Source organism: Cellulosimicrobium cellulans (genome assembly GCF_016907755.1).
GTDB lineage: Bacteria > Actinomycetota > Actinomycetes > Actinomycetales > Cellulomonadaceae > Cellulosimicrobium > Cellulosimicrobium cellulans_D.
On record NZ_JAFBCN010000001.1, the window covers coordinates 2591945 to 2605366 of the forward strand.

Consider the following 13422-nt stretch of genomic DNA (forward strand, 5'->3'; position numbering starts at 1 on the left):
GCGACGACGCGGTGGTCGGACGTCGCGATGCCGGTGGGGGTCGCCATGGGCTCCTGTTGGCGCCACACTGGTCCCGTGGTGGAGAACAAGACCCGGGCGACCGAAGCGGACGTCCACGAGTTCGTCGCGAGCGTGGGGGACGCGGTCCGGCGACGGGACGCCGAGCGGCTCGTGGCGATCATGGAGCGGGTGACGGGCGAGCCGGCCCGGATGTGGGGGCCGTCGATCGTCGGGTTCGGCACCTACCACTACCGGTACGCGAGCGGTCGCGAGGGCGACATGGCGGCGGCGGGATTCTCACCGCGCAAGGCGGCGACGACCGTGTACGTCATGGACGGGGTCGACGTCCACGCCGCACTGCTGGAGCACCTCGGACCGCACACGGTCGGCAAGGGCTGTGTCCACGTCAAGGACCTCGACGCCGTCGACCTCGGCGTGCTCGAGGAGATCGTGCGCCGCTCGTACGCGACCCTCACGGAGGACCCCGAGTTCGGCCGGCGTCTCTCCGGTTCGCCGGGGCAGGACTCCTCCACCTGACGCACGCGGACGGCTCAGAGCGGGGCGTCGAGCGTCCGGGTCCGGTCCCACGGCTCCGTCCAGCCGAGCCGGTCGAAGAGCGCGTCGAGGATGCCCCCGGTGAACCCCCAGACGAGGTGCTCGCGCCCGTCCGCCTCGACGAGGAACCCGGGGCTCTTGTGCACCCGGCGGTCGCGCCGGACCGTCACCGTGCGACGTCGTGCGGGATCGAGGAGGTCGGCGACGGGGACGCGGAAGACGTGCGCGGACTCGGCGGCGTCGACCGCGCGGACGGGCGTCGGGCGCGACCACCACGCGAGGACCGGCGTCACGAGGTGGTTGCTCACCGGCACGGGCAGCTCGCCGAGCGTGCCGAGCACGTCGACGCCGTCGGGCTCGAGCCCCGTCTCCTCCTCGGCCTCGCGCAGCGCGGCACCGACCGGCCCACCGTCCTCGGGCTCGAGCCGCCCTCCGGGGAAGGCGACCTGGCCGGGGTGGTGGCCGAGCGTCGCGGCACGCGCGAGGAGGAGCACGTCGAGGTCGCGCGGCACCGAGGCGGCCGCGTGCGCGGCGGGGACACGGTCGAGCGCGCCGAACAGCAGGAGCACGGCGGCCCCGCGGGCGTCGTCGCGCAGGGAGCCGACCGCGTGCCGCCACGGCTCGGGCCAGGCGCCGCCGTCACGCGCGAGCGCGGCGAGCTGCTCGCGCGCGGGCCCGCGCTGGGCCGCCGGGTCCGTGGTCACCAGCTCACCGGGAGCGGGCGGCCCTCCTCGTAGCCCGCGGCGGACTGGATCCCGACGACGGCGCGGTCGGCGAACTCCGCGAGGCTCGACGCGCCCGCGTAGGTCGCGGAGCTGCGCAGCCCCGACGTGATCTGGTCGAGGAGGTCCTCGACGCCCGGGCGCTGCGGGTCGAGGAACATACGCCCCGAGCTGATGCCCTCCTCGTAGAGCGCCTTGCGCGCGCGGTCGAACGGCGAGCCGCCCGCGGTGCGCGCGGCCACGGCCCGCGCCGACGCCATGCCGAAGCTCTCCTTGTAGAGCCGGCCGGTGCCGTCGTCGTGCAGGTCGCCGGGCGACTCGTACGTGCCCGCGAACCACGAGCCGATCATCACCTGGGAGGCGCCCGCGGCGAGCGCGAGGGCGACGTCGCGGGGGTGGCGCACGCCGCCGTCGGCCCAGACGTGCTTGCCGAGCTCGCGCGCCGCGGCGGCGCACTCGAGGACGGCGGAGAACTGCGGTCGCCCGACGGCCGTCATCATGCGGGTCGTGCACATCGCGCCCGGGCCGACGCCCACCTTGACGATGTCGGCGCCCGCGGCGACGAGGTCGCGCACACCGTCTGCGGTCACGACGTTGCCCGCGACCACGGGGACGTCGGGGCCGACCGAGCGGACGGCGTCGAGCGCCTGGAGCATCTTGGCCTGGTGGCCGTGCGCCGTGTCGACGACGAGCACGTCGACGCCGGCCGCCAGGAGCTCCTTGGCCTTGGCGGCGACGTCGCCGTTGATCCCGACCGCGGCGCCGACACGCAGGCGGCCCGCTGCGTCGAGCGCGGGCGCGTAGACGGACGAGCGCAGCGCGCCCTTGCGCGTGAGGACGCCGACGAGGGCCCCGTCGCGCGTCACGGGCGCGACCTTGAGGCGCGCGGTGTGGAGCTGGTCGTAGGCCGCCTCGAGCCCGGAGCGGCCGCCGTCGAGGACGGACGCGTCGAGCACCAGGGGGTCGGTCGTCATGACCTGGTGGACCTGGGTGAAGCGGTCGACGTCGGCGCAGTCGGCCTCCGTGACCACGCCCACGGGCCGCCCGTCGTCCACGACCACCGCGGCGCCGTGCGAGCGCTTGCCGATGAGGGTGAGAGCCGTGTGGACCGTGTCGTGCGGGCCGACGACCACGGGCGTCTCGATGACGGGGTCCTTGGACTTCACGTCGGCGACCACGTCGGCGACGACGTCGGTCGGCACGTCCTGCGGGATGATCGCGACGCCGCCGCGGCGCGAGACCGTCTCCGCCATGCGGCGGCCCGCGACGGCGGTCATGTTCGCGACGACGACGGGGATCGTGGTCCCCGTCCCGTCCGCGGAGGAGAGGTCGACGTCGAAGCGCGAGGCGACCTCGGAACGCGACGGCACGAGGAAGACGTCGCCGTACGTGAGGTCGGTCGCAGGGGTCTGTCCGGGCAGGAAGCGCATGCCCCCATCCTACGAGGTCGCGCCCCTCCGATGTCCGCAGGGCGGAAGTGACCTTCCACGCCCGGGTGGTCCGTGCGTCCGGCGCCGGAGTGTGCGTCAATGACGTGAAGGTCCCGTCGCCCCGCGCACCGCTGCGCAGGTCACCTGCCCGGACGGCCTAGAGTTGTCGGGCTGGTCGCACGGGAACGGAACGGAGCATCTGCATGAGCCTGCTTGGCACGATCACCTCGCCCGAGGACGTGCAACGGCTGACCCTCGAGCAGGCGCGGGAGCTCGCCGGCGAGATCCGTGCGTTCCTCGTCGACTCGGTCTCGCGCACCGGCGGGCACCTCGGTCCGAACCTCGGGGTCGTCGAGCTCACGATCGCGATGCACCGCGTGTTCTCGTCGCCGACCGACACGTTCGTGTTCGACACGGGCCACCAGTCCTACGTGCACAAGCTCCTCACGGGTCGCCAGGACTTCTCGGCGCTGCGCAAGCAGGGCGGCCTGTCCGGCTACCCGTCGCGCGCCGAGTCCGACCACGACGTCGTCGAGAACTCGCACGCGTCGACCGCGCTCTCCTGGGGCGACGGCATCGCGAAGGCGAACGTCGTGCGCGGCCTCACCGACCGGCACGTCGTCGCGGTCATCGGCGACGGCGCCCTCACGGGCGGCATGGCCTGGGAGGCGCTGAACAACATCGCCGAGAGCCAGGACCGGCGCCTCGTCGTCGTCGTCAACGACAACGGCCGCTCCTACTCGCCGACCATCGGCGGGCTCGCGCACCACCTGTCGACGCTGCGCACCACGCACGGCTACGAGAGCTTCCTGCAGTGGGGCAAGCGCACGCTCAACCGGTCCGGCGCGCCGGGTCGTTTCGCCTACGAGTGGCTGCACGGCCTGAAGAAGGGCCTCAAGGACGTCGTCGCCCCGCAGGGGATGTTCGAGGACCTCGGCATCAAGTACGTCGGCCCGGTCGACGGGCACGACGTCGAGGCCATGGAGCACGCGCTGCGCCGGGCCAAGGCGTACGGCGCGCCCGTGATCGTGCACACGATCACCGAGAAGGGTCGCGGGTACACGCCCGCAGAGCAGGACGTCGCCGACCGCTTCCACGCCGTCGGGAAGATCCACCCCGAGACCGGTCTGCCGGTCGCGCCGTCGCGCTTCGGCTGGACGAGCGTCTTCGCGGACGAGATCGTGCAGATCGGGCGGCGCCGGTCCGACGTCGTCGCGATCACCGCGGCGATGCTCGAGCCCGTAGGGCTCAAGCCGTTCGCGCAGGCGTTCCCCGAGCGCACGTTCGACGTCGGGATCGCCGAGCAGCACGCGGCCACCTCCGCCGCGGGCATGGCGTTCGCGGGCCTGCACCCCGTCGTCGCCGTCTACGCGACGTTCCTCAACCGCGCGTTCGACCAGGTCCTCATGGACGTCGCCCTGCACAAGGCCGGCGTGACGTTCGTGCTCGACCGCGCCGGCATCACGGGCGACGACGGCGCGAGCCACAACGGCATGTGGGACATGGCGATGCTGCGCATCGTGCCCGGCCTGCGGCTCGCCGCGCCGCGCGACGAGGAGACGCTGCGGACGGCGCTGCGCGAGGCCGTGGACGTCGACGACGCACCGACGGTCGTGCGCTACCCCAAGGGGGCGCTCGGGGACCCGTTGCCCGCCGTCGACGCCGTGGACGGCGTGGACCTGCTCGCCGTGCCGGGCGAGGCGCCGACGACCGTCCCGCAGGGCGCGGCGCCGCGCGCCCGGGTCCTGCTCGTCGGCCCCGGGTCCATGGCACGCGTCGCGCTCGACGCGGCGGAGTCGCTCACGGCCCACGGCGTCGACGTGACCGTCGCGTCCCCGACGTGGGTCCTGCCGATGCCGAGCGCGCTCGTCAAGCTCGCGGGCGAGCACGACCTCGTCGTGAGCGTCGAGGACGGCGTCGCCGACGGCGGCGTGGGCGCGCTCCTCGCGCAGCGCTCGCTCGAGGGCGGCGTCCGCACGCCGGTGCACGCCCTCGGGTTGCCCGCGCAGTTCCTCGACCACGCGACCCGGGACCAGGTGGCCTCGGCGTACCGGCTCACGTCGGCCGACGTCGCGCGCGACGTGCTGGACGCGCTCGCGGAGCTCGCCCGCGGCTGACCGTCCCGGGTGCCCCGGGCGCGGACGCCTCGGCGCCGCGCGGGTCGCCCGGGCTAGGGTCCAGGCGTGATCTGGCTCCTCGACCTCGACAACACGCTCGTCGGCCGCGACGACGCGTTCGCCGCCTGGGCGGCCGACGCCGTCGCGCGCGCCGGGCGTGACGCCTCCGACCTCGCCGCGATCGTCGCCGCCGACCAGGGCGGGTTCGCGGTGAAGACGGAGGTGGCACGCGTCATCGTCGACCGCCTCGGCTGGGACGAGGACCTGCCCGCCGCGGTCGACCGCTTCCGCGCCGGCATCCTCGACCACGTCCGCGCGTACGACGGCGTGCTCGACCTGCTCGACGCGCTGCGCGCCGACGGCGACGTGGTCGTCGTGGTGACGAACGGGACGTCCGCGCAGCAGCGCGGCAAGCTCGCCCGCTGCGGGGTCGGGGCGCACGTCGACGCCGTCGTCGTGTCCGGCGAGGAGGGCGTCGACAAGCCGGACCCGCGGCTCCTCGAGATCGCGCTGGAGCGCGTCGGCGCGACCGACGTGGACCGTGCCGAGGTCTGGATGGTCGGGGACGCGGCGCACGCCGACGTCGCCGCGGGCCGGGCCGCCGGCACTCGCACCGGCTGGGTCTCCCACGGGCGCGCGTGGGCGGACGGTCCGCGGCCGGACGTCCTGGGACCGACCGTGCACGACGTCGTCGCCCGCGCCCGCGAGACGGCCCTCACCGCGCCGTAGCGCGCAACGCGTCCTGTCAGCGGCGCGCCGGCGGCCGGGGCGTCAGGAGTGCGTGACCTCCACGGCCTGCTCGACGACGGCGCGCAGGTCCCCGCCGGACGCCGCGTGCCACGCGCGCTGGCGCTGCGCACCGTTCCCGCCCGACCAGAGGCGTCCGAGCAGCTCCGTCACGGCGTCGAGGTCGCCCGCGTCGACGAGCGCGTCCCGCACGTGCGCGACGAGCAGCCCGACGACGTCGTGCGCCGGGGCCGGGCGCCACGTGAGCGGCGAGACCAGGTCCTCCTCGAGGCCCGAGCGCCCGGCGCGCCACGACGCGGTCCGCAGGATCTCGGGGCGGAGCTCCGGGGGTGCGACGCCGTCTGCGACCTCGCGCGCCGCCGTCTCGACGAGTCCGCGGCTGAGGGCGGCGAGGAGCGTCGCCGTGTCGGGGTCGAGGCACACGTCGGCGACGCGGATCTCGACCGTCGGGTAGCGCGACGACAGCCGGGCGTCGAAGTAGACCATGTTCTCGTCGAGGATCGTGCCGGTCGCGACGAGGGTGTCGACCGCGTCGCGGTACGCCTCGGGCGAGCCGAACGCCCGGGTGGGCCCCGACGTCGGCCAGCGGGACCAGACCTGGGACCGGAAGCTCGCGTACGCGCTGTCCTGGCCCTGCCAGAACGGGGAGTTGGTGCTCAGCGCGAGGAGCGTGGAGAGCCACGGCCCGATGCGGTCGAGGACGGCGACCCCCTCGGTGTCGTCCGCGACGGCGACGTGCACGTGACACCCGCTCGTGAGCTGCTCGCGCGCCGTGAGCCCGAACGCGGCGCGGGCCTCCAGGTAGCGCAGGCGGGAGACGGTGGTGCCCTCGAAGGGCAGGGGCGAGGTGGAGAGCGCGGCGACCCGGGCGCCGACGTGGTCCGCGGCCTCCTGGGCGCGCCGCCGGCCCGCGCGGATCTCCGTCGCGAGGTCGTCGAGCTCGCGCCGCGGGTGGGTCGCGGTCTCGAGCTGCTCCTCCATGAACTCCGACTCGAGCGAGCCGGTCCCGCCGCCCTTCTCGTCGGTGCCCGACGCCTCCAGGGCCTCCGCGGCCCGGGCGACCGGGTGGCCGTCGTCGCCGACGAGCAGGAACTCTTCCTCGACCCCTACGGTGCGCTTCACCCGGGCAGTCTCACACGGAAGCCACGAACACGTCGGGCGGGCGTGTGACGTGCGTCCGTGTCGTGCGTCACGGGCGCGCGCTGCCGTGGTCGCCATCGACCTCGGAGGCTTGTGAAGGTCATCACAAGCGATGGTCGTGACAAGGGTCGTAGGGTGCGCGAACCGCGAGATCTCGCGGTTCCTGCGGGGTCCCGCCCGGCTCGGGACCTAGGTCCTCGGACGGCCCGAAACCCCTCCGCGCGACCCCGAGCGAACCTAGCCTGGAGGTGGCGAAGGAGCCCGTCGGACCTCCACCGAGGGCCTCCACCCGAGGCCCCCGGGGAGACCGGCGGGCCCGGCCGGTGCGCGGACCCGCGCACCAGGCACGAGGGAGGTCCAGATGACCAGCGTTTCCGAGGCACCCGGCACGACGAGCGGCGGCCGTGCGGTGGAGGGCAGCGTCGACCCGCAGCACGACACCGCGCACGTCCCCGCGTGGGAGGGCTTCACCGACGGCCCGTGGCGCGACACGGTCGACGTGCGCGACTTCATCCAGCGCAACTACCGCCCGTACACGGGCGACGCGTCGTTCCTCGCCGGGCCCACGGAGCGCACGACGGGGATCTGGGACACGCTGTCCGCGATGTTCCCGGAGGAGCGCGAGATGGGGATCTACGACGTCGACCCCCACACGCCCGCGGGGATCACGGCGCACGCGCCCGGCTACATCGACAAGGCGCACGAGGTGATCGTCGGCCTGCAGACCGACGCCCCGCTGAAGCGCGCGATCATGCCGAACGGCGGCTGGCGCATGGTCGAGGGCGCGCTGCAGACGTACGGCTACGAGGTCGACGAGACCCTGAAGAAGGTCTTCACGGAGTACCGCAAGACCCACAACCAGGGCGTGTTCGACGTCTACCCGCCGAACGTGCGCGCGGCCCGCAGCTCGCACATCATCACGGGCCTGCCCGACGCCTACGGCCGCGGCCGGATCATCGGCGACTACCGCCGCGTCGCGCTCTACGGGGTCGACGCGCTGATCGCCGCGAAGAAGCTCGACAAGCTCGGCCTCGACACGCAGCCCTTCAGCGAGAAGGTCGTGCGCGAGCGCGAGGAGCACGCCGAGCAGATCCGCGCGCTCGGCGAGCTCAAGGAGATGGCCGCCGAGTACGGCTACGACATCTCGGGCCCGGCGACCACCGCCCGCGAGGCCGTGCAGTGGCTCTACTTCGCCTACCTCGCCGCGGTGAAGGAGCAGAACGGCGCCGCGATGTCGCTCGGTCGCACGTCGACGTTCCTCGACGTGTTCCTCGACCGCGACCTCGAGGCCGGCCGCATCACGGAGTCCGAGGCGCAGGAGATCATCGACGACTTCGTCATCAAGCTGCGCATCGTCCGGTTCCTGCGCACGCCCGAGTACGACGCCCTGTTCTCCGGCGACCCGACGTGGGTCACCGAGACGATCGGCGGCATGGGCGAGGACGGGCGCCCGCTCGTCACGAAGAACTCGTTCCGGTTCCTCCAGACGCTCTACAACCTCGGCCCGGCCCCCGAGCCGAACATGACGGTCTTCTGGAGCCCCGAGCTGCCGCAGGGGTTCAAGGACTACTGCGCGCAGGTGTCGATCGACACGTCGGCCGTGCAGTACGAGTCAGACGAGCTCATCCGGGCGGCCTGGGGTGACGACGCGGCGATCGCGTGCTGCGTGTCCCCGATGCGGGTCGGCAAGCAGATGCAGTTCTTCGGTGCGCGCGTGAACCTCGCCAAGACCCTGCTCTACGCGATCAACGGTGGGCGCGACGAGATCTCCGGCAAGCAGGTCTCGCCCGTGGCGGCGCCCGTCGAGGGCGACGTGCTCGACTTCGACGACGTCATGGCGAAGTTCGACGCGACGATGGACTGGCTGGCCGAGACGTACGTCGAGGCGCTCAACTGCATCCACTGGTCGCACGACAAGTACGCGTACGAGCGCATCGAGATGGCGCTGCACGACAAGGACGTGCTGCGGACCATGGCGTGCGGCATCGCGGGCCTGTCCGTCGCGGCGGACTCGCTGTCGGCGATCAAGCACGCGAAGGTCTCCGTCGTCCGCGACGAGCGCGGCCTCGTCGTCGACTACGTGACCGAGGGCGAATACCCCACGTACGGCAACGACGACGACCGGGCCGACGCGATCGCCGTCGACCTCGTCGAGCGGTTCATGGCGAAGGTGCGCACGCACCCGACCTACCGCGACGCGGTGCCCACCCAGTCGGTCCTGACGATCACGTCGAACGTCGTGTACGGCAAGGCGACGGGCAACACGCCCGACGGCCGCCGCGCCGGAGAGCCGTTCGCCCCGGGCGCCAACCCGATGAACGGGCGCGACACGCACGGCATGCTCGCCTCGGCGCTCTCGGTGGCCAAGCTGCCGTACGACGAGGCGCAGGACGGCATCTCGCTGACCAACACGGTCGTGCCGAGCGGCCTCGGGCGCACCAAGGAGGAGCAGGTCACCAACCTCGCCGGCCTCCTGGACGCCTACATCGGGTCCGAGGGCTACCACATGAACGTCAACGTGCTGAACCGCGAGACGCTCCTGGACGCCATGGACCACCCGGAGAACTACCCGCAGCTGACGATCCGCGTGTCCGGCTACGCGGTGAACTTCGTCCGCCTCACGCGCGAGCAGCAGCTCGACGTGCTCTCGCGCACCTTCCACGGCGCGCTCTGACGAGCCCTGACGAGCCCTGAGGAGCCAGCCATGACCGTCACCCTTCCCGGCCCCGCCGTCCGCCCGTCGCGCGGGTGCGGCGTCGCCGGGGGCACCCTGCCCGACGACGCCACGCGTCTCGACGTCCCGGGCGCCCTGACCTCCGCGGCCGAGCCCGCGGCGTCGGGCACGCCCGTGGGCCACGCCCGCCGGGCGGGCGCGGGCCTGGACGGGCTGACGGTCGCGGACGTGGACCGGGCCGACAAGCTCGCGGCGATGCGCGCGGGCGAGCTCGGCTCGGTCCACTCCTGGGAGCTCGTCACCGCCGTGGACGGCCCGGGGACCCGGCTCACGGTGTTCCTCAACGGCTGCCCGCTGCGGTGCCTGTACTGCCACAACCCCGACACGTTCGCCATGAAGGACGGTCGGCCCGTCACGGCGGACGAGCTCCTGGGCCGGGTCAAGCGCTACCTGCCGGTCTTCCGGGCCACGCACGGCGGGCTCACCCTCTCCGGCGGCGAGGTGCTCATGCAGCCCGCGTTCGCCGCCCGCGTGCTGCGCGGGGCCAAGGCGATGGACGTGCACACGGCGCTCGACACCTCGGGCTTCCTCGGCGCGAACGCGACCGACGCGATGCTCGACGACACGGACCTCGTGCTGCTCGACGTGAAGTCCGGCGACCCGGAGACCTACCGGAAGGTCACGAGCCGCGACCTCGAGCCGACGCTGCGGTTCGGGAGGCGGATCGCCGAGCGCGGCCTCACCGGCCACGCGCCCGAGGTCTGGGTGCGCTTCGTCCTCGTCCCGGGCCTCACCGACGACCCCGACAACGTCGAGAAGGTCGCCGCGTACGCGGCGTCGCTCAACGCGATCCGCCCCGGCACGGTGACGCGCGTCGAGGTGCTGCCCTTCCACCAGATGGGTCGCGACAAGTGGGACGCCCTCGGGCGCACCTACGAACTCGACGACACGCCCGCGCCGTCGCCGGAGCTCACGGAGCGCGTGCGCGACCAGTTCCGCGCCCACGGCCTGACGACCTACTGACGGGCGACCGCGCGCCGAGACGTGAGAAGTGGCCCCGGACCGACGTGTTCCTGGGGCCACTTCTCACGTCTCGACGGGACTGCCCCCGAGGCGGATCTCGGTGCCCGCCACGGCGGGACCTAGGCTGCCGGGAGCGATACTGTGGTGATACCACGACGGGAGGTGCGGGGATGAGCGGCAAGCAGATGGTCGTGCGTTTCACCGAGGACGAGAAGCGGGTTCTCGAGGCGGCCGCGGAGCGCGAGGGACGATCCCAGAACGAGATCGTTCGCGACGCCGTGCGGCGGTACGGCGCTGAACGCGACGCACTGCGTGACCGGCTGATCGCCGATGCGATCCGCGAGTACGGTCCCGTGCTCGACAAGCTCGCCTGACGTGACCGCGTCGCGAGACGTCGAGTACCTCGAGGTCGGCGACCTGCTCGCGGCGGCGCGCGCGCTGCTCCGGGCAGAGCCGGTCGTCCGCGACTGGGGAGCGCTCGACTCGGTCGTGCACCGTCCGCGCGCCTCGATGTTCGGCGAGGAGGCGTATCCGTCGCTCGACCTGAAGGCGGCCGCGCTGATGCTCTCCGTCGTCCAGAACCACGCGCTCGTCGACGGCAACAAGCGGCTCGGCCTGGTCGCCGTCGTCGTGTTCTACGGCATGAACGGCGTCGTGCTGCGCGCTCCTCACGTCGACGTGTACGAACTGACGATGTCGATCGCCGACGGCTCGACGCAGGACGTCGCGCACGTCGCCGAGAGTCTCGCCCTCTGGCACACGTGACCGAGCCGCGCCCGGTGCGACCCGACGCCGCTTCGGCCCGGGCGGTCGTCGCGGAGGGGGACGCCCTCGCTGGGCTGCTCGCGGCGTTCGCGGCTGCACCCGGTGCCGCGCGCGAGCAGGTGCGCGGTGCGTTCGGCGACAGCCGTGAGGAGAAGGTCGTCGCCCGGCTCGACACGGTGGACGTCGCGTCGCTGCGCGACGTGACGCGCGAGCGGTTGCGGCTCGGGGCGCTCGCGGACGCGGGCGTGCGGACGGTCGGGGAGGTCGCGCGGCTCGGGCGCGACGGCCTGGAGAAGCTCCCCGACGTCGGGCCGCAGACCGCGACGCACCTGCTCGCCGCCGCCGAGCAGGTCGCGCGCGCGGTGCGCGAGAGCCTGCGCTTCCGGATCGACCTCACACCGACGGACCCGGTCGCGACCGCGCTCGTCCAGGCGCTGCACACGCTCGACCAGGCCGACGCCGCCCTCGCCCGGTACGGCGACCAGGCGCGCGCCGCGCTCGCGGCGCACGAGCGCGTGCACCACGACGCACGGGTCGCCGCGAGCGGGCCGCGCCGCCTGCTCGCGTGGGGCGAGCGGCGTCGTCGGGCGTTTGCGGCGGTGGCGACGCTCGCCGGGGTCGCAGAGCAGGCCCGGGAGACGGGGCTGGTCGAGGAGGCCCGCCGCGTCACCGCGCTCCTCGCGGAGCCCGCGCGCCCCTACGACGCCTGGGCGGACTTCCGGCGCCGGTCCGCGGCGTACTACGCGCTGCTCGACGGCGTCGCCCCCACCGGGCGCGACGTCGCCGCGGCGGCGGGCCACCTGCCCGCCGAGCTGGTCGACCGCGTCCAGACGCAGGCGCTCGACGAGTCGCTGCTGCGGGTCTCGCTGCGCGGGTACCAGGCGTTCGGGGCGCGCTTCGCGCTCGCGCAGCGGCGCGTCGTCCTGGGCGACGAGATGGGGCTCGGCAAGACCGTGCAGGCGATCGCCGTCATCGCGCACCTCCTCGCGCGCGGCGCGACGCACGCGCTCGTCGTGTGCCCCGCGAGCGTCCTGGAGAACTGGGTGCGCGAGCTGCGCGCGCACGCGGACCTCCCGGTCCACGCCGTGCACGGCGAGGAGCGCGACGGGGCCGCCGAGGCGTGGCGCGCGACCGGCGGCGTCGCGGTCGTGACGTTCGCGGGCCTGCGTCGCGCCGGGACCGACGCCTTCGCGACGGCCGGGTCCGTCGGCCCCGCCGTGCTCGTCGTGGACGAGGCGCACTACGTGAAGAACCCGCTCGCGAAGCGCTCGGTTGCCGTCGCGGCGCTCGCGGACAGGTCGCCGCACGTGCTGCTCCTCACCGGGACGCCGATGGAGAACCGGGTCGCCGAGTTCCGCACCCTGCTCGGCTACCTCCAGCCCGAGCTCGCCGGGAGTCTCGACGCCGCGCACGGCGCGGCGGGCCCCGACGCGTTCCGGCACGCCGTGGCGCCCGCCTATCTGCGGCGCAACGCCGAGGACGTGCTCGAGGAGCTGCCCGAGCTCGTGCAGGTCGACGAGTGGGAGCGGCTCGGGGCGGTCGACGGCGCGGCGTACCGCGAGGCGGTCGCGGCGGGGTCGTTCATGGCGATGCGGCGGGCGGCGTTCGCGGTCGAGCACCCGGAGGACTCGGCGAAGCTGCGCCGGCTCGTGGAGCTCGCGCGCGAGGCGGAGGAGAACGGGCGCAAGGTCGTGGTGTTCTCGTACTTCCGGGACGTGGTCGACGTCGTCGTGCGCGCGCTCGGCGACCTCGCGCTCGCTCCGCTGACCGGCTCGGTGCCCGCCCGGACGCGCCAGACGATCGTCGACGACTTCACCGCGGCCGCAGCACCGCGCGTGCTCGTGAGCCAGATCGACGTCGGGGGAGTGGGCCTCAACCTCCAGGCCGCCTCCGTCGTGATCCTGTGCGAGCCCCAGACCAAGCCCACGACCGAGGCGCAGGCCGTCGCCCGCGCCCACCGCATGGGTCAGGTCGAGACCGTCCAGGTGCACCGTCTGCTCACGGTCGACAGCGTCGACGAGCACCTCGTGCGCCTGCTCGGGACGAAGGCGCGGCTGTTCGACGCGTACGCGCGCCGCAGCGCGCTCGCCGAGGAGGTCGCGGGCGCGGTCGACGTGTCCGAGGCGTCGCTCGCGCGCGCGGTGGTCGACGCCGAGCGTGCCCGGCTGTTCGTCGACCCGGCGGTCACGTCCGTCGAGGATGCGCCCGCCGTCGACGCCGTCGGGGAGGACGAACCGGTCGAGCGCTGA

The 13422-nt window shown here is 73.8% G+C and carries 11 protein-coding genes; 8 read left to right on the forward strand and 3 right to left on the reverse strand.

The window, feature by feature from the left end; genetic code table 11:
• The first annotated feature begins 75 nt into the window (after positions 1-75).
• A complete protein-coding gene (locus JOE63_RS11200) occupies positions 76-537 on the forward strand; it encodes a DUF1801 domain-containing protein (RefSeq protein ID WP_307840036.1) in 462 nt (153 codons plus the stop codon).
• A gap of 14 nt (positions 538-551) precedes the next feature.
• Here the strand turns inward: JOE63_RS11200 and JOE63_RS11205 are convergent, their stop codons facing one another.
• Both JOE63_RS11205 and JOE63_RS11210 read right to left on the reverse strand, forming a co-directional pair.
• Complete coding sequence (locus JOE63_RS11205) at positions 552-1259, reverse strand: NUDIX hydrolase (protein WP_204541394.1); 708 nt, start codon at positions 1257-1259, stop codon at positions 552-554.
• Entirely contained in the window at positions 1256-2707 is a 1452-nt protein-coding gene (locus tag JOE63_RS11210) for a GuaB1 family IMP dehydrogenase-related protein (protein ID WP_204541397.1), read from the reverse strand. Before JOE63_RS11210 ends, JOE63_RS11205 begins: the two co-directional genes overlap by 4 nt.
• A gap of 203 nt (positions 2708-2910) precedes the next feature.
• On the opposite strand from JOE63_RS11210, the gene dxs reads away from it, so the two are divergent.
• Both dxs and JOE63_RS11220 read left to right on the forward strand, forming a co-directional pair.
• Entirely contained in the window at positions 2911-4824 is a 1914-nt protein-coding gene (gene dxs / locus JOE63_RS11215; RefSeq protein WP_087471911.1) for a 1-deoxy-D-xylulose-5-phosphate synthase, read from the forward strand.
• 66 nt (positions 4825-4890) lie between these two features.
• The gene (locus JOE63_RS11220; RefSeq protein ID WP_087471912.1) at positions 4891-5553 is read left to right on the forward strand and encodes an HAD family hydrolase; all 663 of its coding nucleotides are present in this window, start codon (positions 4891-4893) and stop codon (positions 5551-5553) included.
• 42 nt (positions 5554-5595) lie between these two features.
• On the opposite strand, the gene JOE63_RS11225 is transcribed toward JOE63_RS11220, so the two are convergent.
• Positions 5596-6693: a carboxylate-amine ligase gene (locus JOE63_RS11225; protein WP_307840037.1), complete on the reverse strand. Its 1098-nt coding sequence runs from the start codon at positions 6691-6693 to the stop codon at positions 5596-5598.
• A gap of 379 nt (positions 6694-7072) precedes the next feature.
• Here JOE63_RS11225 and pflB point away from each other — a divergent pair, with 379 nt between their 5' ends.
• The 5 genes from pflB to JOE63_RS11250 all read left to right on the forward strand — a co-directional run bounded on the left by pflB (position 7073) and on the right by JOE63_RS11250 (position 13422).
• Complete coding sequence (pflB, locus tag JOE63_RS11230; protein WP_087471914.1) at positions 7073-9385, forward strand: formate C-acetyltransferase; 2313 nt, start codon at positions 7073-7075, stop codon at positions 9383-9385.
• A 30-nt stretch (positions 9386-9415) separates the two neighbouring features.
• Positions 9416-10408 carry a pyruvate formate-lyase-activating protein gene (gene pflA, locus JOE63_RS11235; RefSeq protein ID WP_204541403.1) on the forward strand — a complete coding sequence of 331 codons (993 nt, stop codon included), beginning with the start codon at positions 9416-9418 and terminating at the stop codon, positions 10406-10408.
• 170 nt (positions 10409-10578) lie between these two features.
• On the forward strand, positions 10579-10782 hold the full coding sequence (locus tag JOE63_RS11240) for a ribbon-helix-helix protein, CopG family (RefSeq protein ID WP_087471916.1): 204 nt from the start codon (positions 10579-10581) through the stop codon (positions 10780-10782).
• Position 10783: 1 nt separating this feature from the next.
• Positions 10784-11173 (forward strand): type II toxin-antitoxin system death-on-curing family toxin, encoded by a 390-nt coding sequence (locus JOE63_RS11245; RefSeq protein ID WP_307840038.1) that lies wholly within the window; start codon positions 10784-10786, stop codon positions 11171-11173.
• Positions 11170-13422 carry a DEAD/DEAH box helicase gene (locus JOE63_RS11250; RefSeq protein WP_204541409.1) on the forward strand — a complete coding sequence of 751 codons (2253 nt, stop codon included), beginning with the start codon at positions 11170-11172 and terminating at the stop codon, positions 13420-13422. Before JOE63_RS11245 ends, JOE63_RS11250 begins: the two co-directional genes overlap by 4 nt.

Bases quoted from the DNA above. Each gene is read 5' to 3' on its own strand.
- JOE63_RS11210 (WP_204541397.1), bottom strand. From the start codon at position 2,707: ATGCGCTTCCTGCCCGGACAGACCCCTGCGACCGACCTCACGTACGGC.
- dxs (WP_087471911.1), top strand. From the start codon at position 2,911: ATGAGCCTGCTTGGCACGATCACCTCGCCCGAGGACGTGCAACGGCTG.
- pflB (WP_087471914.1), top strand. From the start codon at position 7,073: ATGACCAGCGTTTCCGAGGCACCCGGCACGACGAGCGGCGGCCGTGCG.
- pflA (WP_204541403.1), top strand. From the start codon at position 9,416: ATGACCGTCACCCTTCCCGGCCCCGCCGTCCGCCCGTCGCGCGGGTGC.
- JOE63_RS11240 (WP_087471916.1), top strand. From the start codon at position 10,579: ATGAGCGGCAAGCAGATGGTCGTGCGTTTCACCGAGGACGAGAAGCGG.